Genomic DNA, 21,218 nt, shown 5'->3' with positions numbered 1-21,218 from the left:
TAAGTCTAAAGACCACTGGACCCAGCGGCAAGCAAAGGCCTGCGCCGGTACACAGATACAAAATGTGGGAGGGAGCAAGCCCCCTCCCACACTTTCCAGCGAATTGTCAGATCAGGCCGAATAGTTCTTTAGGCATGAACGCATAAAACGCCAGGCGTGGAATCACCCAGCTTTGAATCAGCTGGATCGCGATAAACGCGAAGATCGGCGAAATATCCAGGCCGCCCAAGTTGGGGATCAGGCGACGGAACGGTGCCAGCACCGGCTCGGTGATCTGGTAGACCAGTTCGGCGCCTGGGCTACGGCTGCCGGGGGCGACCCACGAGAGGATCACGCTGATGATCATCGACCAGAAGATGATCTTCAAAAACAGCGAGAAAATACCGATCAGCGCCCATGGCAACAGCAGCACGGTGAAGGCCTGGTAGCCGTTGAGCATCAGGATCACCACGAACAGCAGGATCTGCAGCAGCAGTGCCAGTACCAGCGACGACATGTCCAGCCCGAACAGGCTCGGGATCACCCGGCGCAGCGGCTTGAGCAGCGGTTGGGTGGCCTTGACCACGAACTGGCACAACGGGTTGTAGAAGTTCGCCCGCACCAGTTGCAGGATAAAGCGCATCAGCACGATCAGCAGGTACAGGCTGCCCAGGGTCTGGATGATGAAGATGGCAGCGTCATTGATTCCGAGCATGTTTGTTTACCTTGGTAAGTGACGACTATTTGCCCAGTTGCTCAGCCATTTCGGCGGAACGGTGTGCCGCAGCACCCAGTGCTTTTTCCACCAGGGCTTCAAAGCCGCCGGCCTGGAATGATTCGATGGCGGCATGGGTGGTGCCGCCCGGGGACGTGACGCGACGGCGCAGCTCGGCCGCATCCACATCGCTGGTCACCGCCATCTTCGCGGCGCCCAGGGCGGTTTGCTCGGCCAGTTGCTCGGCAACGTCGGCAGGCAGGCCCAGTTTCACGCCGGCGGCGGTCATGGCTTCGATCAACAGGAAGAAGTACGCCGGGCCGCTGCCGGAAACGGCGGTGACCGCGTCCAGTTGCTGCTCCTGCTCCAGCCACAGGGCAATGCCCACGGCGGATAACAGTTGCTCGGCCTGGTCACGCTGTGCGGCGCTGACGTCGGCGGTGGCGTACAAACCGCTCACGCCCTGGCGCAACAAGGACGGCGTATTCGGCATGCAACGTACGATCGGCTGGGCACCGAGCCAGGTGTTCATGCTGGCACAGGTGATGCCGGCGGCGATGGACACCACCAGCTGATGCGCCTGCAGGCTTGGGCGCAGGCTTTCGCACACGGCCTTCATGGCCTGGGGCTTGACCGCCAGCACAATGACGTCGACGCCCTGGATGGCCTCGGCGTTGTCGGCAAAGGTTTCAATGCCGTGTTCGGCGCTGACGCGGGCGCGGGTTTCGGCACCGGGATCGCTGGCGCGAATCTGCGCAGCGTCCAGACCCTTGGCCCGCAGGCCGCCGATCAGGCTGGCTGCCATGTTACCGGCGCCGATAAAGGCAATACGCATGTCTTTCATGACAGGTCCTTAGCTAGATGAACGTCAGCCATTTCACGGCTGGCCGTAGTCGCGGGCGCCAAACAGCGCGGTACCGATCCGCACCCAGGTGGCGCCTTGAGCGACGGCCGACTCGAGGTCGTGGCTCATGCCCATGGAAAGTGAGTCGAGTGGCAGGTTCAGGCTGGCTTGCAGCTCGCGCACCGTGGCGAACGCCGCATCCTGCGCCGCGCGATCGTCAGTCGGCTCGGGGATCGCCATCAGGCCCCGCAGCTTCAGGCGCGGCAGGGCGCTGATGGCGTTGGCCAAGGCCGGCAGGTCGGCGGGCGTACAGCCGGACTTGCTGGCTTCGCCACTGACGTTGACCTGGATGCAGATATTCAGCGCCGGCAGGTCGGCAGGGCGTTGTTCGGACAGACGTTGTGCGATTTTCAGGCGGTCCACGGAATGCACCCAAGCGAAGTTCTCGGCGATCGCGCGAGTCTTGTTCGATTGAATGGGGCCGATGAAGTGCCAACTCAAGGGCAGGTCGGTTAATTCGGCCTGTTTGCCCAGGGCTTCCTGCAGATAGTTTTCACCAAAGTCATGCATCCCGGCGGCAAAGGCTTCGCGCACGGCTTGCGCCGGTTTGGTCTTGCTCACGGCCAGCAGGTGGATGCTGCTTGCGTCACGCTGCACGGCGTCGGCGGCGGCGCGGATGCGCTGGCTAACCAGGCCGATGTTGTCTGCTATCGTCGACATTCAAGTTGTGCCCGTGGATATGGAGTCCGCGGCATTCTACTGGAAATGGAAAGCCCTATGGATATCACTGAATTACTGACGGCCAGCGTGCGCCGAGGCGCCTCCGACCTGCATTTGTCGGCCGGCCTGGCGCCGATGTTGCGCATCGATGGCGAGGTCTGGCCGCTGGACAGCCCGATACTGGCCGGGCCGCAGGTGGCGGATTTACTGAGCCCTTTGCTCAACCAATACCAACAAAAGGATTTCGAAACATCTCTTGAAACGGATTTTGCGTTCGAGCTGCCCGGCGTGGCGCGCTTTCGCGCGAATGTGTTCCAGCAGGCGCGTGGCGTTGGCGCAGTGTTTCGCACGATCCCCACCGACATCCAGAGCCTGGAAAGCCTTGGCTTGGGCGAGGTGTTCCAGCGTATCGCGCTGTTACCCCGTGGCCTGGTGCTGGTGACCGGGCCCACCGGGTCGGGCAAGTCCACCACGTTGGCGGCGATGATCGATTACCTGAATCGGCATCGGCGCCAGCACATCCTCACGCTGGAAGACCCCATTGAATTTATCCACAGGCCGAAAATGGCGTTGATCAACCAGCGCCAGGTGCATCGCGATACCCACAGCTTTTCGGTGGCCCTGCGCTCGGCGCTACGCGAAGACCCGGATGTGATCCTGGTGGGCGAGCTACGTGACCTGGAAACCATCCGCCTGGCGCTGACGGCCGCTGAGACCGGCCATCTGGTATTTGGCACCTTGCACACCACCTCGGCGGCAAAGACGGTAGACAGGCTGGTGGACGTGTTCCCGGCCGCGGAAAAGGCCATGGTCCGCTCGATGCTGTCGGAGTCGCTGCAGGCGGTGGTTTCCCAGGTGCTGGTGAAGAAGGTCGGCGGCGGACGGGTAGCGGCTCACGAGATCATGCTGGGCACGCCGGCCATTCGTAATCTGATCCGCGAAGACAAGGTGGCGCAGATGGTCTCGGCGATTCAGACCGGTGGGGCAGTGGGGATGAAGACGCTGGATATGAGTTTGAAGGCGTTGGTCGCGCAGGGCGTGATCAGCCGGGATGACGCGCGAGAAAAGGCGAGGGTGCCTGCAGACATATGATATTCAGCAAACAATGAAACCAAATGTGGGAGGGGGCTTGCTCCCGATAGCGGTTGATCAGCCAACAAATCTGTTGAATGACACTCTGCTATCGGGAGCAAGCCCCCTCCCACATTGACTGCATTTCAGCTTGGAATCAGCGCTGCACGATCCGCAGGGTGTTGTTCTGCTCTTTGGGCAGCACCCGCTTGGCGATCACATAGTTCTTGTCCCAGAACGGCTTTTTCAGCGTGTCGATGCTCACCGACTTGCCACGACGCGGCGCGTGGATGAAGCGGTCGTTGCCCAGGTAGATGGCAACGTGGTTGACCTGGCGGCTCTTGAGCTTGAAGAACAGCAAATCGCCCGGCTTCAGGTCTTTGCGATCGACTTTCAACCCGTGGCCGGCGGCCATGGCGTTGGACGTACGCGGCAAATCCACGGCCTTGACATCGTTGAACGCATATTTCACCAGGCCGCTGCAGTCGAACCCTTTACTTGGGCTGCTGCCGCCCCAACGATAAGGAGTACCGAGCACGTTGACGGCACGGCTGAGGACATCGCTGCTTTGCTTGGTATTCACGGCCAGCTGGGTGGAAAGCGTTTTACCGTGAGCCTTGCTCAGTTGAGTCGGGCGGCTGACAGTCGGCTTTACCGATTTGGCGGTGCTGGGCGTGCTATGAACTTTAGGGGTAAAACCGTTAACGTTTGGAAGACGTTGCTCACGATTGGTGGCGTGGGCGGCCAGTGGCATTAATAGGCAAATGGTTAGCCATGTCTTGAAAAATGGTCGCATTAGGCGTGGCTCTTATGGGTTTGCGCGCAACTTTATAACAGGTTTTGGTGTCGTTCTCAGGCCGTTTGTCGACTGAACCTTGGGGTCAAATTCAGCAAAAACGCGACGATTCGTCGCAATTGTCCGACACAAGTCAGGCGGTATAAGGCTTTGAGGGCAGGAAGATACCATTTGCCGTACGTCGGGCGCTCCTAAAAAAGTCACAAAAAAAATGAACAAATTTATCTATTGAGTGAAAAGGGGTAGTTCATGAACACCTATCAACAGGTTACTTCGCAGCAAGACACCCACAGCAAGGTGATCGGTTACCTGCTATGGATTTTCGGTTTTACCGGAGCGCATCGCTTCTATTACGGCAAACCGGTGACCGGCACGATCTGGTTTTTCACCTTAGGCCTGCTGGGCATCGGCTGGCTGATCGACCTGTTCCTGATCCCGGCCATGGACCGTGAAGCCGACCTGCGTTTTACCGCCGGGCCCATCGAGTACAACGTGGCCTGGATTCTGTTGGCGTTCCTGGGCGTGTTCGGTGTGCACCGGATGTACCAGGGCAAATGGATCACCGGCCTGATCTACCTGCTGACCGGTGGTTTGTTCCTGGTGGGGGTGCTGTATGACTTCTGGACGTTGAACAGCCAGATTTCGATCCGCAATGCCGAGCGCAATGCTGGACGCTGATCTTCAAGTCTGGTGAAAATCAAAATGTGGGAGGGGGCTTGCCCCCGATTGCAGTGGGTCAGCTAAAGATAAGCTGACTGATCCACAACTATCGGGAGCAAGCCCCCTCCCACATTTTTTACCGTGCCCGTTTCAGGCCTGGTAGCTGATCCGCCCATCCATCAATGTGTACCGCACCGTTGCCGGCAGGCTGTGGCCAATGAACGGGCAATTTTCTCCCTTGGACAGCCAGTGCTCCCCGGCAACCGTGGAGCTGGCCGGGTCAAACAGCACCAGGTCCGCCGCCGCACCCACCGCCAGCTGGCCCGCCGGCAAGCGCAAGGCCTGAGCCGGGCCGGTGCTCAGACGTGCCAGCAACGTAGGCAGGTCCAGCAAGCCATCCTCCACCAAGGTCATCGCCAGCGGCAGCAGCAGCTCGACGCTGCTGATACCCGGCTCGGTGGCGCCAAACGGCGCCAGCTTGGCATCGCGCTCGTGAGGCTGGTGGTGGCTGGAAATCGCCGAGACCACGCCCGACTTCACCGCCGCGCGCAAACCTTCACGGTCGGCCAGGGTGCGCAGCGGCGGCTGCACGTGATAGAGGCTGGAGAAGTCGATCAGCGCTTCGTCGGTCAGGATCAGCTGATACAGCGCCACGTCTGCCGTCACCGGCAAGCCGCGCGCCTGGGCCTGGGCGATCAGGGCGACGCCGCGGGCGCTGGTCAGTTGGCTGAAGTGCGCGCGTACGCCGCTTTGTTCCACCAGCAACAAATCACGGGCCAGGGCCACGGTTTCTGCGGTTTCCGGGATGCCCGGCAAGCCGAGGAAGCTGGCCACCGCGCCTTCATGGGCCAGGCCGCCTTCGGCCAGGTCGCGGTCCTGGGAATGAAAGATCACCGTCAGGTCGAAGGTGGCCGCGTATTCCAGGGCACGGCACAAGGTACGGCTGCTGCGAAAGCTTTCCAGGCCGTTGCTGAACGCCACGCAACCGGCGTCGCGCAAGGCGATCAGCTCAGCCAGTTGTTCGCCTTCCAGGCCTTTGCTCAAGGCGCCGACAGGGAACACTTTGCAATTACCCGCTTCCCGGGCACGGTCGAGGATCAACTCGGTGACCGCCGAGGTGTCCAGGATCGGCCTGGTGTTCGGCGGGCAGCACAGGCTGGTCACGCCACCGGCGGCGGCCGCGCGGGTTTCGCTGGTGATGTTGCCTTTGCGGCTGTAGCCCGGCTCGCGCAGGGCGACGTTAAGGTCCACCAGCCCTGGCGCGGCCACCAGGCCTTTGGCGTCGATGCTCTCAACGGCAAGGAAGCCTGCGGGAGCTGCGCCAATGGCGACGATCTTGCCGGCGTCCAGATGAAGGTCGGTAACGCGATCCAGGCCACTGGCCGGATCGATGACGCGGGCGCCGAGGATGCTGAGCTTCACTGGGCGTTCTCCTGCTCGAATTGACGTTGCGCGGTTTGCCCGCTCATGGCCATGGACAGCACGGCCATGCGGATGGCGATGCCGTAGGTCACCTGGTTGAGAATCACCGACTGCGGGCCGTCGGCCACCGCCGACTCGATTTCCACCCCTCGGTTGATCGGGCCGGGGTGCATCACGATGGCATCCGGCTTGGCACCGGCCAGGCGTGCGGTGGTCAGGCCGAACAGGCGGTAGAACTCGCCCTCGCTCGGCAGCAGGCCACCGGCCATGCGTTCGCGTTGCAGGCGCAACATGATCACCACGTCGACATCCTTGAGCCCTTCGGCCATGTCGGTGTAGACCTTCACGCCGTACTGTTCGACCCCAACGGGCAGCAAGGTTTTCGGCGCGATCACGCGAATGTCCGGGCAGCCCAGGGTTTTCAGGGCCAGCATGTTCGAGCGAGCGACCCGCGAGTGCAGGATGTCGCCGACGATGGCCACCGAGAGGTTTTCAAAACTGCCTTTATGCCGACGGATGGTGAGCATGTCGAGCATGCCCTGGGTCGGGTGGGCGTGGCGGCCATCGCCGCCATTGATGATCGCTACATTCGGGCAGACATGTTCAGCGATGAAATGCGCCGCGCCGGAATCGCCATGGCGTACCACGAACATGTCTGCGGCCATGGCCTCCAGGTTGCGCAAGGTGTCGAGCAGGGTTTCGCCTTTGCTGGCCGACGAGGTGGACACGTTCAGCGTGATCACGTCGGCCGACAGCCGTTGGGCGGCCAGCTCAAAGGTGGTGCGGGTGCGTGTGGAGTTCTCGAAGAACACGTTGCAGATGGTCTTGCCGCGCAGCAGCGGGACTTTTTTCACCGCCCGGCCACCGACTTCGAGGAACGAGTCAGCGGTGTCGAGGATTTCGGTGAGCAGTTCGCGGGGCAAACCATCGAGGGACAAGAAATGTTGCAACTGGCCCTGAGCATTGAGCTGCAGCGGGCGCTTGGCATCTAGAGGCGTCATCGCGGGGACTCTTTTACAAGGCGGGTTAAAGGGCAAGGTCTTGCAGTTCGAGTTCGAGCGGCGTTGGACCGGACAATTTTACCCGCTGGTGGGCTTGCAAAGACAGCGTCGCACCGACCACATCCGGGCTGATCGGCAATTCCCCAGCCTCCAGGTCCAGCAGGCACACCAGGGTGATACTGGCCGGGCGGCCGTAGTCGAACAGCTCATTCATGGCCGCGCGTATGGTACGCCCGCTCATCAATACGTCGTCGATCAGCACCAGGTGCTGGCCTTCGATCTCGAACGGCAGCTGCGAGGGGCGCACTTGCGGATGCAGGCCGTTCTGGCTGAAATCGTCACGGTAGAAGGACACATCCAGGGTGCCCAGGGGCGAATCGCTGCCCAACTCTCCCAGCAATGCCTGGGCCACCCACACACCGCCGGTGCGGATGCCGATAAAGCGCGGTTCGCTGATGGCGCGGTGTTCCAGGTGCGCATTGAGGCGTATCGCCATCTGGCTGATCAGTTCGGCGGGATTGGGCAGGCTCATGGTGGCTCCTCATTAAGTGTGTAGGAGCGAGCTTGCTCGCGAGAAACGTCAACGATAACGCGTGAAGCCTGGATGTACGCGGTGCCTGTGAGTTCTTCGCGAGCAAGCTCGCTCCTACAAAAGCGGCAAAGCAGCAAGCCGCGTCAGTCAGGATTCAAATAAAGCGGTGTTTTCATCCAGCCAGCCCTGCAGCAGCAGGGCGGCGGCGATAGCGTCCACGGGGTTGTCGCGGTAACTGCCCTTCTGCCCGCCACGGTCACGGCGCTCGCCCTTGGCTTCAAAGGTGGTCAGGCGCTCGTCGTGGGTATAGAAGGGCAGGTTGTAGCGGCCATTGAGGCGGCGCGCGAACTTTTCGGCGCGCAGGCACATCTCGCTGGGCGTGCCGTCCATGTTCAGGGGCAGGCCGACCACGACGGCATCGGGCTTCCATTCCTTGATCAGCGCCTCAACCTGGTTCCAGTCCGGCACGCCGTTCTGGGCCTTCAATGTGCACAGCTCGCGGGCCTGGCCGGTAATCACCTGGCCCACTGCCACGCCGATCTGTTTGGTGCCGTAGTCGAACCCCAGGATCAGACGCAAAGCCATCAGGCGTGCCCCGCCTGGCTGGTCAACAGGCTGAGGTTGACCCGCAGCTTGGCGGCGGCGGCTTCCAGGCGCAGTTCGCTGGCGGTGTTGAAGAGGATGTCGGCGTCGAACGGGCAAGTCAGCCAGGCATTGCTGGCCAGTTCTGCCTCCAATTGCCCGGCTTCCCAACCGGCGTATCCCAGAGTGATCACACTTTGCTCGGGGCCGACGCCGTCGGCAATCGCGAACAACACATCCTGGGACGTGGACAGCGAGACGCCCTCAAGGTCTACCGTGGCCTGGAACGTCGGCCCGGTGGGGTGCAACACGAAGCCGCGATCGGTCTGCACCGGCCCGCCGATGTAGATCGGCACGTCCTGGCAGCTGGCTGGCGGATCGATTTCCGGCCGCAACTGCTCGAGGATATCGGCCAGGTTCAGCTCCTGCGGGCGGTTCACCACCAACCCCATGGCACCATTGGCCGTGTGCTCGACGATGTAGGTCAAGGTCTGCGCAAAGTTCGGGTCGGCCATATGGGGCATGGCGATCAGGAAGTGGTGCTTGAGGTAGGTCGGGCTGACATTTTTCATGTCCACTAGTGTGGCGTTGGAGGGGCGAACTGACAAGCTGGGAGTTTGCTGGTGGCGAGGGTCAGTTGCTGGAAAGGCGGTCACCCTTGGCGAATTTCCAAGTGCGGATGATTTCAAGGCGGTCCACATCGTTCAAGTCGCCTGTAAAAGGCGCGAAGGGCGCGGCCAGGCGCACGATGCGCTGGGCGGCCTGGTCCAGCAAGGGCTGGCCGGACGACTCCAGTACCTGCACTTCATACAGCGAACCATCGCGGTTGATCGACACCAGCAAGCGCAAATTGCCGTAGATCTGCTGGCGGCGCGCCTCCTCCGGATAGTTGAGGTTGCCGATGCGCTCGACTTTCTTGCGCCATTCGTCCTTATACCAGGCGCCTTTGTCGCGCATGGTCGAGGCGGCGTTCAGGCGGTAGATGCGCGGGCGCTTGGCGTAGAGCTGCTGTTCGTGGGCCAGTTCGGCTTCCAGGCTGGAAATTTCGTCGGACAGGGTCGAACTGTCGAACGTTGGCGCAGGCTTGACGGGCTCGGGTTTGGGCTCGGTCTTGGTCTTTTCGCGCTGGGTCGGGGCTTTTTGCGGTTTGGGCGCAACCGTGGTCACGGCAGCCTTGGGCGTGGCCTGTTTGACTTCAGGCCTGGGAGCCGGCGGTGGGGTGACTTTGTTGACCTTGTTGTCCTGGAACGGCGCCACTTCGGTGGTCTTGGGCACGGCTTTCTTGTCGAGCGTGCCGCTGCCTTGCTGGTTCTCCTGGGCGAGAAAATCGGCCTTCTCGGGCTTTTTATCGCTCTTGAAGGTGGCCAGCGTGATTTCCAGGGTTTTGGTGATCTGCTTGGGCTCGACCATGGTGAAGCCCAGGCCGAGGATCAGTGCGAGGTGAATCAGCGCTGCCAGGAACAGGGTAAATCCGAGCCGATCAGCCGGGCGCACGCCGCTGTGGGAGAGTTCGGGGGGCAGTTCGGACGGGAGCGTCATGACAAGAAAACCAACATCGCGCGTTTCACAGGTGGCGCATGATAACGCAATGTTGGTTTATGTCCGGCTGTTCTATGTCACTTGGCTTGTAGCTTGCGCTCAATGGCCGCCATCAGCATTTCGCCGATGTTCGTGCCAAATGCGTTATCAATCTCGCGAATACAGGTCGGGCTGGTGACGTTGATCTCGGTGAGGTTTTCGCCAATTACGTCAAGTCCTACGAACAGCAGACCTTTTTCGCGAAGGGTCGGGCCGACTTGAGCGGCGATCCAGCGGTCCTTGTCCGACAACGGCCGCGCTTCACCACGGCCACCGGCCGCCAGGTTGCCACGGGTCTCGCCGGCCGCCGGGATGCGCGCCAGGCAATAATCCACCGGCTCGCCGTCGATCATCAGGATGCGTTTGTCGCCGTCCTTGATCGCTGGCAGATAGGCCTGGCCCATGATCTGCTGGGTGCCCAGCGCGGTCAGGGTTTCCAGGATCACCGAGAGGTTCGGGTCGCCCGCGCGGTGACGGAAGATCGAGGTGCCGCCCATGCCGTCCAGCGGCTTGAGGATCACATCACCGTGCTTGGCGGCGAACTCACGCAGCACGTCGGCGCGGCGGCTGACCACGGTCGGCGGTGTGCACTGCGGGAACAGCGTGGCGAACAGTTTTTCATTGCAGTCGCGCAGGCTTTGCGGCTTGTTGACGATCAACACGCCGGCGCGTTCGGCCTGCTCCAGCAGGTAGGTGGAATAAACGAATTCCATGTCGAACGGCGGGTCCTTGCGCATCAGGATCACGTCCAGGTCGCTCAGGGGGCTGTCGACTTCATCCTGCAGTTCGAACCACTTCTCGGGGTTGGCGAATACCTGCAACGGGCGCATCCGCGCGCGGGCCTCGCCGTCGCCCTGGTAAAGGTCGCGCTGTTCCATATAGAACAGGGTCCAGCCGCGGGCCTGGGCGGCCAGGAGCATGGCCAGCGAGCTGTCCTTTTTATAGGAAATGCTGGCGATAGGGTCCATGACAATGCCGACGCGAACGCTCATGGGGGATTTCCTCTAGCAAATTAGGGCGCATAAAAGTGGCGTCAGAGTGGCGCTGCGGCTGTTGTGGGTCAAGGAAAAACCACCAGGCGGGCGCCTCGATAGATTGCGCCCGGAGACTGTGCTAAAAAGACTGCCACGGCGCAGCAGCCCTTGAATTCCAAGGCTTGTGGCGCTCATTCTGTGAGAGATCAGGCAGTACACACCGAAAACCGATTCGCTGTGGCGATGGTAGAGCAACTATGGAACAGCATTCCAACGCCTTGAGAGTGATGGTGATCGACGATTCGAAAACGATCCGCCGCACCGCCGAGACGCTGTTGAAGAACATGGGGTGCGAGGTCATCACGGCCATCGACGGTTTCGATGCGCTGGCCCGAATCGTGGACCATCACCCGCACATTATCTTTGTCGACATCATGATGCCGCGCCTGGATGGCTACCAGACCTGCGCGCTGGTGAAGAACAACCCGGCGTTCAAGTCGATCCCGGTGATCATGCTGTCCTCCAAGGACGGCCTGTTCGACAAGGCCAAGGGGCGTATCGTGGGTGTCGATCAGTTTTTGACCAAGCCTTTCAGCAAGGAAGAACTGCTGGGTGCGATCAAGGCCTATGTGCCTGCCTTCGCCGCAGTAGAACAAGCACACTGACGCCGCCTCAAAGGGGCCGGCGCCGACCAATGTAGTGGGGAAAACCATGGCACGTGTTCTGATCGTCGACGATTCGCCGACCGAAATGTACAAACTGACCGGCATGCTGGAAAAGCATGGTCACGAGGTTCTCAAGGCCGCCAATGGCGGCGATGGTGTGGCGCTTGCCCGCCAGGAAAAACCTGACGCGGTATTGATGGACATCGTAATGCCGGGCCTCAACGGGTTCCAGGCCACGCGCCAACTGACCAAAGACAAAGAAACCGAGCACATCCCGGTGATCATCATCACCACTAAAGACCAGGAAACCGACAAGGTGTGGGGCACTCGCCAGGGCGCCAAGGACTACCTGACCAAGCCGGTCGATGAAGAAACCCTGATCGCCACGCTGAACAAGGTGCTGGCCGGCTGACGGCACGCCATCATGACCGAGTCGCAAACCGCCTTTGAGCTGCTGCTGGACATCGACCGCCGCTGCCGCCTGCTGGCCGCCGATCTGCCGTCCCAGGAAACCCGCCTGCAACGCTGGAGCGGGATTGGCTTTCGCCTGGGGCAGCAATGGTTTGTGGCGCCCATGGGCGAAGTCGCCGAGGTACTGCATGAGCCGCGCTGCACCCTGATGCCTGGCGTCAAGCCCTGGGTCAAGGGCGTGGCCAACCTGCGCGGGCGCCTGCTGCCGGTGATGGACCTGGGCGGGTTCCTCGGCCAGGCACTGTCCAAGGCGCGCAAGCAACGGCGGGTGCTGGTGGTGGAATTCAACGATCTGTTTGTCGGGTTGCTGGTGGACGAGGTGGTGGGCATGCAGCATTTCGCACTGGACGCCTGGCGGGCGAGTACCGCCGCTGGCGCGCCGTTTATCCAGGGCCAATTCGATGGCGACCCGCAGTGGCAGGTCTTCAGCCCCTTTGCCCTGGCCCAGGCTCCAGGCTTCATGGATGTTGCCGCATGAGCACCGTCATCCCGCCCAAACCCCAGGCCGCCTCGCGCAGCCGCTCGCAGATCATCGTGCTGTTTATCGCCCTGATCGTGTTCATCATGCTGTTGTTCGCCAACTTCGCGTACCTCAACACCCAGTCCACCTACGACAAACAGTACATCGGCCACGCGGGTGAGCTGCGGGTGCTGTCCCAGCGCATCGCCAAGAACGCCACCGAAGCCGCCGCCGGCAAGGCGGCCGCGTTCAAACTGCTGGGCGAGGCGCGCAACGACTTTGCCCAGCGCTGGGGCTACTTGAAAAAAGGCGACCCGCAAACCGGCCTGCCGGCCGCACCCAGCGCCGTACGCGCTGAAATGCGTGCGGTGCAGACCGACTGGGAAGCCCTGCTGAAAAACACCGATGCCATTCTCGCCAGCGAACAGACCGTGCTGTCATTGCATCAGGTGGCCGCCACCCTCGCCGAGACCGTGCCGCAGTTGCAGATAGAGTCGGAAAAAGTCGTCGACATATTGCTCCAGCGCGGCGCCCCTGCGAGCCAGGTGGCACTGGCCCAGCGCCAGTCATTGCTGGCGGAGCGCATCCTGGGCGCGGTCAACACCGTGCTCGCCGGCGACGAAACCGCGGTGCAGGCCGCCGATGCCTTCGGTCGCGATGCCAACCGTTTTGGCGTGGTGCTCAATGGCATGCTCAACGGCAACCCCGGCCTGCGCATCACCCAGGTCGAAGACCCTGATGCCCGCGCCCGGTTGGGGGAAATTGCCGAACTGTTCGAATTCGTCTCGGGTTCCGTCGATGAAATTCTCGAAACCTCGCCGCAGCTGTTTCAGGTACGCGCTTCGGCGGGCAATATTTTCAACCTGTCGCAAACCCTGCTCGATGAAGCCTCGCACCTGGCCACCGGTTTTGAGAACCTGGCCGGCGGGCGCAGCCTGGATACCCTGGGTGGCTATGGGCTGGGGCTGCTGGCGCTGGCGTCGATCATCCTGATCGGCCTGGTGATGGTGCGCGAGACCAACCGCCAACTGCATGAAACCGCCGAGAAAAATGAGCGCAATCAGAACGCGATCATGCGTCTGCTGGACGAAATCGAAGACTTGGCTGACGGCGACCTGACCGTCACGGCCTCGGTCACCGAAGACTTCACCGGCACCATTGCCGATTCGATCAACTATTCGGTGGATCAGCTGCGCGACCTGGTGGCGACCATCAACCTCACCGCCGGGCAAGTCGCCGGCGCGGTGCAGGAGACCCAGGCCACCGCCATGCACCTGGCCCAGGCCTCGGAACATCAGGCCCAGCAGATCGCCGAAGCCTCCACCGCGATCAACCAGATGGCCCAATCCATCGACCAGGTGTCAGCCAACGCCGCCGAGTCCTCAGCGGTGGCGGAGCGTTCGGTAGAGATCGCCAACAAGGGCAACGAGGTGGTGCACAACACCATCCACGGCATGGACAACATCCGCGAACAGATCCAGGACACCGCCAAGCGCATCAAGCGCCTGGGGGAATCGTCCCAGGAGATCGGCGACATCGTCAGCCTGATCGACGACATCGCCGACCAGACCAACATTCTCGCCCTGAATGCCGCGATCCAGGCGAGCATGGCCGGGGATGCCGGGCGTGGTTTTGCGGTGGTGGCCGATGAAGTGCAACGGCTGGCCGAGCGCTCATCAGCCGCCACCCGGCAGATCGAAACCCTGGTGCGGGCGATCCAGGCCGACACCAATGAAGCCGTGATTTCCATGGAACAGACCACCACCGAAGTGGTGCGCGGCGCACGGCTGGCCCAGGACGCCGGGGTGGCGCTGGAAGAGATCGAAGGCGTCTCGAAAACCCTGGCGGCGCTGATCCAGAGCATCTCGAACGCGGCGCAGCAGCAGACCTCGTCGGCGGGGCAGATTTCCCTGACCATGAATGTGATCCAGCAGATCACCACGCAGACGTCGTCCGGTTCCACGGCGACCGCCGAAAGTATTGGTAACCTGGCGAAGATGGCCAGTCAGTTGCGCAGGTCGGTGTCAGGTTTTACCTTGCCGGCAGCCAAACAGGCAGATGACTGAAATGCGATCCAAATGTGGGAGGGAGCAAGCCCCCTCCCACAGTTGATCTCCATTGGTTTCAAGAACACCAGCAACTCATGAATTCTAAGCGGAGCAGTTATGGTTGATCGGCACGACTACGTGGCCCTCGAATGGGTCAAGGGCGACATTGCCGAAACCCTGAAACAGGCCCGTTCGGCGCTGGACGCTTATGTTGAAACCGGCGACGGCATTGATGCGTGCCTGGCCGGTATCCACCAGGTGCACGGCGCGCTGCAAATGGTCGAGTTCTACGGCGCGGCCCTGCTGGCTGAAGAGATCGAAGCCCTGGCGCTCGCGCTGCAGGCCGGGCAGGTCAGCCAGCGCGACGAAAGCATCCGCCTGCTGCAACAGGCCCTCGGCCAATTGCCGCTGTACCTGGACCGCGTGCACAGCGCCCGTCGCGACCTGCCGCTGGTGGTGTTGCCGCTGCTCAACGATTTGCGCAGCGCCCGCGGTGAAAGCCTGCTGTCGGAGACCAGCCTGTTCAGCCCGCAGCTGCTGACGATCGCACCGCTGCCCGATGAGGCGCTGGCTCAACGCACACCGCCGGACATTCACCAACAACTGCGCCAATGGCACGCACTGCTGCAGCAAGCCCTGGCCGGGTTGCTGCGCGAGGACCACGGCCCGAGCAACCTGGAAGACATGGCGCGGGTGTTCGCGCGCCTCGAAGCTTTGTGCCAGGGCGCGCCGCTGTTGCCGTTGTGGCAGGTCACCTCGGCGTTGGTCGAAGGCATGCTCACCGGGGTGATCGCCAACAGCCCGGCACTGCGCAGCCTGCTCAAGGCCAGCGGCAAGCAACTCAAGCGCCTGCTGGCCCAGGGCATTGTCGGGATCAACCAGCCGGCGCCGGATGAGTTGCTCAAGAGCCTGCTGTTCTACGTCGCCAAAGTCACCCGGCCGACGCCGCGCATGCAAAGCCTGAAGGAGCGCTACGGCCTGGATGAGGCCCTGCCCGACAGTGCCGTGGTCGATGCCGAGCGGGCGCGCCTGGCCGGGGCGGACCGCAACGCCATGGGCTCGGTGCTCGGCGCATTGTGCGAAGAGCTGGTGCGGGTCAAGGAACGCCTCGATCTGTTCGTGCGCAGCGACCGCCAGCACACCCAGGACCTTGACCCGCTGCTGGCGCCGCTGCGGCAGATCGCCGACACCTTGGCGGTCCTCGGTTTCGGCCAGCCGCGTAAAGTGATCATCGACCAGCTCGCCGTGGTATTGAGCCTGGTGCAGGGCCAGCGCGAACCCAGTGACGCCGTACTGATGGACGTTGCCGGGGCGTTGCTCTACGTCGAAGCCACGTTGGCCGGGATGGTCGGCACGGTGGAGCCGGAGAGCCGCGAAGAGAGCCGTCTGCCGACCACCGACCTGACCCAGATCCACCAATTGGTGATCCGCGAGTCCTGCCAATGCCTGCGCCAGGCCAAAGAGTTGGTGATCGATTGCATCGAGGCCGATTGGGACCGCCAACGTCTGGAATCCCTGCCGGAGCTGCTGAGCCAGGTGCGCGGCGCCCTGGCGATGATTCCACTGCCTCGCGCGGCGAGCTTGATGCGCGGCTGTACCGATTATGTCGATGAGCAGTTGATGGTCAACGATACCGCGCCCGGCGAAGCGCCGTTGGCGCATTTCGCCGAGGTGATCAGCAGCCTGGAGTACTACCTGGAACGCATGCTCCAGGACCCCGACGCCGCTGGGGAAAAAGTGCTGGAACTGGCCACCCAGGGCCTGAGTGCGCTGGGCTACCTGCCGGTGGAAAAACCCTGGCGCCAGGCACTGGCTGCGCCCGACGGCGCCCTGTCCGGCGACAGCGCGCCAAGCCAATCCCAATTCGATGCGCTGGCCAGTCCCACCTCGCGCCTTAACCCGCCGGCCCTGCAGCGTCCAGGCAGCCTGCAGCCGCCCCCAGCCGATGAAGCGCCGATTGACGATGAGTTGCGCGAAGTCTTCCTCGAGGAAGCCGATGAAGTCCTCGACGTGCTGCACCGTTACCTGCCTGACAGCACTGAAAAAACCGCCCAGGGCGAAATGCGCCGTGCCTTCCACACCCTGAAAGGCAGCGGCCGTATGGTCCGCGCCCTGGTGATGGCGGAACTGGCCTGGGCCGTGGAAAACCTGCTCAACCGCGTGCTTGAGCGCAACGTCGCCATGGGCCCTGAAGTGCAGCAGGTGCTGGATGACGCGGTGGCGCTGCTGCCGGAGTTGATCGCCGACTTCGCCACCGACGACCAGCGCCAGCGCGATGAGGTCGACGCCCTCGCTGCCCGCGCCCACGGGTTGGCCAGCGGCGCCCAGGTACCGGTTGCCGAGCCCCACGACCCGATGTTGCTGGAGATCTTCCGCAATGAAGCCCAGAGCCATCTGGACAGCCTCGACCAGTTCCTGCAACAGGCCGCCGAACACCTGCCGCTGCAGGTCAGTGATGAATTGCAACGCGCCCTGCATACCCTCAAGGGCAGCGCCTACATGGCCGGCGTGTTGCCGATTGCCGAATTGGTACGTCCGCTCGACCACCTGACCCGCGAATACAAGGCGCACCGTGTGCCGCTGGACCTGGACGAAATCGAGTTGTTGCTGGAAGCCGAGGGCCTGTTGCAAAAGGGATTGCGTGACCTGGACGGCGATCCCCTGGCGCCGATCAAGGGCGCCGCAGACTTGATCACGCGCACCCAAGGCCTGTTGGACCAACAGCTCGAAAACCTGCTCAACGCCCCCGGCACCGGCCTGCGCGTCAAGTGCGACCCGCAACTGATCAGCAACTTCCTGGCCCAGGGCATGGACATCCTGCTCGACGCCGAAAGCCTGCTGCGCCGCTGGCAGCAACACCCCGGCGAGCGCCAGGAACTGACCGCGCTGCTGGACGAACTGACCACCCTGGGCGAGGGCGCGCACATCGCCGACCTGCACCCTATCGATCAATTGTGCGAAGCCTTGCTTGATCTGTATGGCGCGGTGGAAGAAAGCAGCCTGGCGGTCAGCGAGCGGTTCTTCCAGGAGGCCGAGCAGGCCCATGAAGCGCTGATCAATATGCTCGACCAACTGGCGGCCGGGCAGGAAATCAGCCCGGCGCCGGCACGGGTACAGGCCCTGCGCGCGTTGCTGGATGACGCCCTCGATCCCTCCGCCACCGGCCTGATCAAACGTGACGGCAGCCGTGGCCTGAGTGTCGCCGAGCTGGGTGCCGCGACCGAAGCGCTGAACCGGCACACGGCGATGGACGATGAGATCGTCGACATCTTCCTTGAAGAGGCGGTGGACATCCTCGACAGCGCCGGTCAATCGCTCAAGCGCTGGTTGCTGGAGCCCGACGGCCTGGCGCCGTTGTCCTCGTTGCAGCGGGACCTGCACACCCTCAAGGGTGGCGCGCGCATGGCCGAAATCGACCCGGTGGGCGACCTGGCCCAGGAGCTGGAATGCGTCTACGAGGGTCTGGTCGACCGCCGCTACAGCTATTCAACCGAGCTGTCCCAGCTGCTGATGGCCAGCCACGAACGCCTGGCCTTGCAGTTGGAGGAACTGCATCAGCATCAGCCCCTGAGCGACAGCGCCGAGCTGGTCACGCGGTTGCGCGAACTGCGCCACAGCAGCCTTTCGGCGGCCCCGGTTGCATCACCGGAAGCCTCGGGTGCCGACCCCGAACTGCTGGATATTTTCCTCGAGGAAGCCGCCGATATTCTCGACAGCTCCGGCAGCGCGTTGCTGCGCTGGCAGGCCGAACCCGGCAACCGCCAGGAAGTGGAAACCCTGCTGCGTGACCTGCACACCCTCAAGGGCGGCGCACGCATGGTCGAGATCGGCCCGATTGGCGACCTGGCCCACGAGTTGGAGTTTCTCTACGAGGGGCTGTCCGCAGGGCTGCTCGCGCCGTCGCCCGAGCTGTTCGCGCTGCTGCAAGGTTGCCACGACCGGCTGGCGCAGATGATCGATGCGGTGGCGGACGGCTTGCCGGTGGGCTCGGTGGACAAGCTGATCGAGCGCATCAAAAGCCTGGTGCACCCCAGCGATGAGCCGGTAGTGCCGGTGGCATTGCCGGTGGGTAAGGCGGAAGCGGCGGTCGATCCGGCCGCCGACATGGTGAAGATATCTGCCGAACTGCTCGACGACCTGGTCAACCTGGCCGGCGAAACGTCGATCTTCCGCGGCCGTATCGAGCAGCAGGTCAACGATGCGCGCACTGCGCTCACGGAAGTGGAAACCACCATCGAGCGCATGCGCGACCAACTGCGCCGCCTCGACACCGAAACCCAGAGCCGGCTTTTCAGCCGCCAGCAGGCCGAGGCCGAGCGCCTGGGCTACGAAGAATTCGACCCGCTGGAAATGGATCGCCATTCGCAATTGCAGCAGTTGTCCCGCGCGCTGTCCGAATCGGCCTCCGATTTGCTCGACCTCAAGGAAACCCTCGAGCGCCGCAATCAAGACGCCCATGACCTGCTGCAGCAACAGGCGCGTATCAACACCCAGTTGCAGGAAGGCCTGATGCGCACGCGCATGGTGCCGTTCGAGCGCATGCTGCCGCGCCTCAAGCGCATCGTGCGCCAGGTCGCCGGCGAGCTGGGCAAGGACGTCGAGTTCGTGGTCGGCAATGCCGAGGGCGAAATGGACCGCAACGTCCTGGAACGCATGGCGGCGCCGCTGGAACACATGCTGCGCAACGCCGTCGACCATGGCCTGGAGTCCCGTGAGGTGCGCCTGCAGGCGGGCAAGCCGGAGAAGGGGCGCATCACCCTGGACCTGACCCACGAAGGCGGCGACATCGTCTTCGACATGCGCGACGACGGCGCCGGTGTGCCCCTCGAAGCTGTGCGCCGCAAGGCGATCAAACGCGGCCTACTCGACCCCAATCAAGAGATCAGCGACCGCGACGTGCTGCAGTTCATCCTGCAACCGGGGTTTTCCACGGCGGAAAAGATCACCCAGATTTCCGGGCGCGGTGTGGGCATGGACGTGGTGCACGAAGAAGTGCGCCAGCTTGGCGGTTCGATGGTGATCGACTCGATCCCGGGCGTGGGTGTGCATTTCAGGATTCGCCTGCCGTTTACCGTGTCGGTCAACCGTGCGCTGATGGTGCAGTGCGCGGACGATCAGTATGCGATTCCGCTCAATACCATCGACGGCCTGGTGCGCGTGCCGCCCCATGAGCTGGCGGGGCACTACCAGCAAGATCCGCCGCGCTATGCCTATGCCGGCCAAGTCTACGAACTGTTTTACCTTGGCGACCTGCTGCACACCGTCAGCCGTCCCAAACTGCTCGGCCAGTACCAGCCGGTGCCGGTGTTGCTGATGCAGTGCAATGAGCGACACGTGGCGGTGCATGTGGATGCCATGGCCGGGACCCGCGAGATTGTGGTCAAGGGCCTGGGGCCGCAGTTTGCCGGCGTTCAGGGCTTGTCCGGGGCGACGATCCTGGGCGATGGCCGCGTGGTGTTGATCATCGACCTGCTGGCGCATATCCGCGCGCGGCAACCGGCGTTGCCGGCGCAGTCGGTGGATGCGCCGCTGATCCTCAACGACCCGCTGAAAAAGCGCCCGCTGTTGGTGCTGGTGGTGGACGACTCGGTCACCGTGCGCAAAGTCACCAGCCGCCTGCTGGAGCGCAATGGCATGAACGTGCTGACCGCCAAGGACGGCATCGACGCCCTCGCCGTGCTCGAGGAACACACCCCGGACCTGATGCTGCTCGACATCGAAATGCCGCGCATGGACGGCTTTGAAGTGGCGATCCAGGTGCGCAACGATCCACGCCTGATGCGCCTGCCGATCATCATGATCACCTCGCGCACCGGCCAGAAACACCGCGATCGCGCCATGGCCATCGGCGTCAACGACTACCTCGGCAAGCCGTACCAGGAGTCGGTGCTGCTGGAAAGCATCGCGTATTGGAGCAAGTCCCATGCTTGACCATCGCGCAAGCCAACTCACCGGGCTGTTGCTGCCGCTGGCTGACCGTCACCTGATAGTGCCCAACGTTGCGGTAGCCGAACTGATCGACTTCCAGCGCGGCGAACCGGCCAGCGATGCACCGCCGTGGTACCTGCGCCAGGTGACCTGGCGCGATCGGCAAATCCCCTTGATCAGCTTCGAAGCCGTGTGCGGCGAAGCCAGCATGACCGGCGAGCGTTCACGCATCGTCGTGTTGAATGCACTGGGTGGGCGGCCGACGTTGAAGTTCATTGCGCTGGTGATCCAGGGAATCCCGCGCTCGTACAAGCTCGACAGTGAACTGAGCTACGTGGACGTCCCGCTGTGCCCGCTGGAGCTGGCAGCGGTACAGGTGGGCGAACATGTGGCGAAGGTGCCGGACTTGATGGGGCTTGAAGAGTTACTGGCCGAGTCCGGACTGGCCTGAACCCAAGCCCTATGAAAATCCAATGTGGGAGGGGGCTTGCCCCCGATGGCGGTGTGCCAGTCTCAGCAACTGTCACTGAACCACCGCTATCGGGAGCAAGCCCCCTCCCACACTGATTGTGCTCATCTCCAGACCTCAAACAATAGGATCGCCCGTGGTGGGGTTGGATGAAAAAAAGGTTAGAGAGAAAGGTTCCGAGCAACAACCTGAACATCTTGTAGGAATGAGATGTGGTTGTTGTCGGCGAGTTCTGCATTTGTATTTATTGGGTTTTCAGGCCTGAGCGGGGTGGCTAAGTTCTGCGCTCCTCACTGCCAGCAT

The 21,218-nt window shown here is 62.6% G+C and carries 19 protein-coding genes; 8 read left to right on the top strand and 11 right to left on the bottom strand.

Going from position 1 to position 21,218, the window contains the following annotated elements; all coding sequences use genetic code 11:
* Positions 1 to 106: 106 nt before the first annotated feature.
* The 3 genes from C4J84_RS24435 to C4J84_RS24425 are packed head-to-tail and all read right to left on the bottom strand — an operon-like array spanning position 107 to position 2,258.
* Complete coding sequence (locus C4J84_RS24435; protein ID WP_124364807.1) at positions 107 to 694, bottom strand: YggT family protein; 588 nt, start codon at positions 692 to 694, stop codon at positions 107 to 109.
* Between the two features lie 25 nt (positions 695 to 719).
* Complete coding sequence (gene proC / locus C4J84_RS24430) at positions 720 to 1,538, bottom strand: pyrroline-5-carboxylate reductase (protein ID WP_124372168.1); 819 nt, start codon at positions 1,536 to 1,538, stop codon at positions 720 to 722.
* A 33-nt stretch (positions 1,539 to 1,571) separates the two neighbouring features.
* Positions 1,572 to 2,258 (bottom strand): YggS family pyridoxal phosphate-dependent enzyme, encoded by a 687-nt coding sequence (locus C4J84_RS24425; RefSeq protein WP_124372167.1) that lies wholly within the window; start codon positions 2,256 to 2,258, stop codon positions 1,572 to 1,574.
* 57 nt (positions 2,259 to 2,315) lie between these two features.
* On the opposite strand from C4J84_RS24425, the gene C4J84_RS24420 reads away from it, so the two are divergent.
* Entirely contained in the window at positions 2,316 to 3,350 is a 1,035-nt protein-coding gene (locus C4J84_RS24420) for a type IV pilus twitching motility protein PilT (protein WP_124372166.1), read from the top strand.
* A 136-nt stretch (positions 3,351 to 3,486) separates the two neighbouring features.
* Here C4J84_RS24420 and C4J84_RS24415 read toward each other — a convergent pair whose 3' ends face one another.
* On the bottom strand, positions 3,487 to 4,125 hold the full coding sequence (locus C4J84_RS24415; RefSeq protein WP_124364803.1) for a C40 family peptidase: 639 nt from the start codon (positions 4,123 to 4,125) through the stop codon (positions 3,487 to 3,489).
* 249 nt (positions 4,126 to 4,374) lie between these two features.
* On the opposite strand from C4J84_RS24415, the gene C4J84_RS24410 reads away from it, so the two are divergent.
* Entirely contained in the window at positions 4,375 to 4,803 is a 429-nt protein-coding gene (locus tag C4J84_RS24410) for a TM2 domain-containing protein (RefSeq protein ID WP_124372165.1), read from the top strand.
* Between the two features lie 132 nt (positions 4,804 to 4,935).
* Here C4J84_RS24410 and C4J84_RS24405 read toward each other — a convergent pair whose 3' ends face one another.
* From C4J84_RS24405 to gshB, 7 genes are all read right to left on the bottom strand, one after another.
* Positions 4,936 to 6,207, bottom strand: a complete 1,272-nt coding sequence (locus C4J84_RS24405; protein ID WP_124372164.1) for a dihydroorotase — start codon at positions 6,205 to 6,207, stop codon at positions 4,936 to 4,938.
* Positions 6,204 to 7,208 (bottom strand): aspartate carbamoyltransferase catalytic subunit, encoded by a 1,005-nt coding sequence (locus C4J84_RS24400; protein ID WP_124364800.1) that lies wholly within the window; start codon positions 7,206 to 7,208, stop codon positions 6,204 to 6,206. The genes C4J84_RS24405 and C4J84_RS24400 overlap by 4 nt, the downstream gene beginning before the upstream one ends.
* A 25-nt stretch (positions 7,209 to 7,233) precedes the next feature.
* A complete protein-coding gene (gene pyrR, locus C4J84_RS24395) occupies positions 7,234 to 7,740 on the bottom strand; it encodes a bifunctional pyr operon transcriptional regulator/uracil phosphoribosyltransferase PyrR (RefSeq protein WP_124372163.1) in 507 nt (168 codons plus the stop codon).
* A gap of 147 nt (positions 7,741 to 7,887) precedes the next feature.
* On the bottom strand, positions 7,888 to 8,325 hold the full coding sequence (gene ruvX / locus C4J84_RS24390; RefSeq protein WP_003213744.1) for a Holliday junction resolvase RuvX: 438 nt from the start codon (positions 8,323 to 8,325) through the stop codon (positions 7,888 to 7,890).
* A complete protein-coding gene (locus tag C4J84_RS24385; RefSeq protein ID WP_124368687.1) occupies positions 8,325 to 8,894 on the bottom strand; it encodes a YqgE/AlgH family protein in 570 nt (189 codons plus the stop codon). Before C4J84_RS24385 ends, ruvX begins: the two co-directional genes overlap by 1 nt.
* A gap of 61 nt (positions 8,895 to 8,955) precedes the next feature.
* Positions 8,956 to 9,861: an energy transducer TonB gene (locus C4J84_RS24380; protein WP_124368685.1), complete on the bottom strand. Its 906-nt coding sequence runs from the start codon at positions 9,859 to 9,861 to the stop codon at positions 8,956 to 8,958.
* Positions 9,862 to 9,938: 77 nt separating this feature from the next.
* Positions 9,939 to 10,892 (bottom strand): glutathione synthase, encoded by a 954-nt coding sequence (gene gshB, locus C4J84_RS24375; RefSeq protein WP_124372162.1) that lies wholly within the window; start codon positions 10,890 to 10,892, stop codon positions 9,939 to 9,941.
* Between the two features lie 239 nt (positions 10,893 to 11,131).
* Here gshB and pilG point away from each other — a divergent pair, with 239 nt between their 5' ends.
* The 6 genes from pilG to C4J84_RS24345 all read left to right on the top strand — a co-directional run bounded on the left by pilG (position 11,132) and on the right by C4J84_RS24345 (position 20,897).
* A complete protein-coding gene (gene pilG, locus C4J84_RS24370; protein ID WP_124364796.1) occupies positions 11,132 to 11,539 on the top strand; it encodes a twitching motility response regulator PilG in 408 nt (135 codons plus the stop codon).
* A gap of 46 nt (positions 11,540 to 11,585) precedes the next feature.
* The gene (gene pilH, locus C4J84_RS24365) at positions 11,586 to 11,951 is read left to right on the top strand and encodes a twitching motility response regulator PilH (protein ID WP_034116227.1); all 366 of its coding nucleotides are present in this window, start codon (positions 11,586 to 11,588) and stop codon (positions 11,949 to 11,951) included.
* A 12-nt stretch (positions 11,952 to 11,963) separates the two neighbouring features.
* Positions 11,964 to 12,488 (top strand): chemotaxis protein CheW, encoded by a 525-nt coding sequence (locus tag C4J84_RS24360; RefSeq protein WP_124372161.1) that lies wholly within the window; start codon positions 11,964 to 11,966, stop codon positions 12,486 to 12,488.
* Positions 12,485 to 14,536: a methyl-accepting chemotaxis protein gene (locus C4J84_RS24355; protein WP_124372160.1), complete on the top strand. Its 2,052-nt coding sequence runs from the start codon at positions 12,485 to 12,487 to the stop codon at positions 14,534 to 14,536. The genes C4J84_RS24360 and C4J84_RS24355 overlap by 4 nt, the downstream gene beginning before the upstream one ends.
* 99 nt (positions 14,537 to 14,635) lie before the next feature.
* Positions 14,636 to 20,449 (top strand): Hpt domain-containing protein, encoded by a 5,814-nt coding sequence (locus tag C4J84_RS24350; RefSeq protein ID WP_124436220.1) that lies wholly within the window; start codon positions 14,636 to 14,638, stop codon positions 20,447 to 20,449.
* Positions 20,442 to 20,897: a chemotaxis protein CheW gene (locus C4J84_RS24345; RefSeq protein ID WP_124372158.1), complete on the top strand. Its 456-nt coding sequence runs from the start codon at positions 20,442 to 20,444 to the stop codon at positions 20,895 to 20,897. The genes C4J84_RS24350 and C4J84_RS24345 overlap by 8 nt, the downstream gene beginning before the upstream one ends.
* Positions 20,898 to 21,218: the final 321 nt, after the last annotated feature.

Origin of the sequence: Pseudomonas sp. R11-23-07 (assembly GCF_003852295.1) — a bacterium.
Taxonomy (GTDB): domain Bacteria; phylum Pseudomonadota; class Gammaproteobacteria; order Pseudomonadales; family Pseudomonadaceae; genus Aquipseudomonas.
This window is presented reverse-complemented; position numbering and strand designations above follow the sequence as displayed.

What these genes read in the sequence shown, in the direction of transcription:
- C4J84_RS24420 (WP_124372166.1), top strand. Translation starts at nt 2,316, where the DNA reads ATGGATATCACTGAATTACTGACGGCCAGCGTGCGCCGAGGCGCCTCC.
- gshB (WP_124372162.1), bottom strand. Translation starts at nt 10,892, where the DNA reads ATGAGCGTTCGCGTCGGCATTGTCATGGACCCTATCGCCAGCATTTCC.
- C4J84_RS24360 (WP_124372161.1), top strand. Translation starts at nt 11,964, where the DNA reads ATGACCGAGTCGCAAACCGCCTTTGAGCTGCTGCTGGACATCGACCGC.
- C4J84_RS24425 (WP_124372167.1), bottom strand. Translation starts at nt 2,258, where the DNA reads ATGTCGACGATAGCAGACAACATCGGCCTGGTTAGCCAGCGCATCCGC.
- pilG (WP_124364796.1), top strand. Translation starts at nt 11,132, where the DNA reads ATGGAACAGCATTCCAACGCCTTGAGAGTGATGGTGATCGACGATTCG.
- C4J84_RS24355 (WP_124372160.1), top strand. Translation starts at nt 12,485, where the DNA reads ATGAGCACCGTCATCCCGCCCAAACCCCAGGCCGCCTCGCGCAGCCGC.
- C4J84_RS24415 (WP_124364803.1), bottom strand. Translation starts at nt 4,125, where the DNA reads ATGCGACCATTTTTCAAGACATGGCTAACCATTTGCCTATTAATGCCA.
- C4J84_RS24385 (WP_124368687.1), bottom strand. Translation starts at nt 8,894, where the DNA reads ATGAAAAATGTCAGCCCGACCTACCTCAAGCACCACTTCCTGATCGCC.
- C4J84_RS24350 (WP_124436220.1), top strand. Translation starts at nt 14,636, where the DNA reads ATGGTTGATCGGCACGACTACGTGGCCCTCGAATGGGTCAAGGGCGAC.
- C4J84_RS24410 (WP_124372165.1), top strand. Translation starts at nt 4,375, where the DNA reads ATGAACACCTATCAACAGGTTACTTCGCAGCAAGACACCCACAGCAAG.
- C4J84_RS24380 (WP_124368685.1), bottom strand. Translation starts at nt 9,861, where the DNA reads ATGACGCTCCCGTCCGAACTGCCCCCCGAACTCTCCCACAGCGGCGTG.
- pilH (WP_034116227.1), top strand. Translation starts at nt 11,586, where the DNA reads ATGGCACGTGTTCTGATCGTCGACGATTCGCCGACCGAAATGTACAAA.
- C4J84_RS24400 (WP_124364800.1), bottom strand. Translation starts at nt 7,208, where the DNA reads ATGACGCCTCTAGATGCCAAGCGCCCGCTGCAGCTCAATGCTCAGGGC.
- C4J84_RS24435 (WP_124364807.1), bottom strand. Translation starts at nt 694, where the DNA reads ATGCTCGGAATCAATGACGCTGCCATCTTCATCATCCAGACCCTGGGC.
- ruvX (WP_003213744.1), bottom strand. Translation starts at nt 8,325, where the DNA reads ATGGCTTTGCGTCTGATCCTGGGGTTCGACTACGGCACCAAACAGATC.
- pyrR (WP_124372163.1), bottom strand. Translation starts at nt 7,740, where the DNA reads ATGAGCCTGCCCAATCCCGCCGAACTGATCAGCCAGATGGCGATACGC.
- proC (WP_124372168.1), bottom strand. Translation starts at nt 1,538, where the DNA reads ATGAAAGACATGCGTATTGCCTTTATCGGCGCCGGTAACATGGCAGCC.
- C4J84_RS24345 (WP_124372158.1), top strand. Translation starts at nt 20,442, where the DNA reads ATGCTTGACCATCGCGCAAGCCAACTCACCGGGCTGTTGCTGCCGCTG.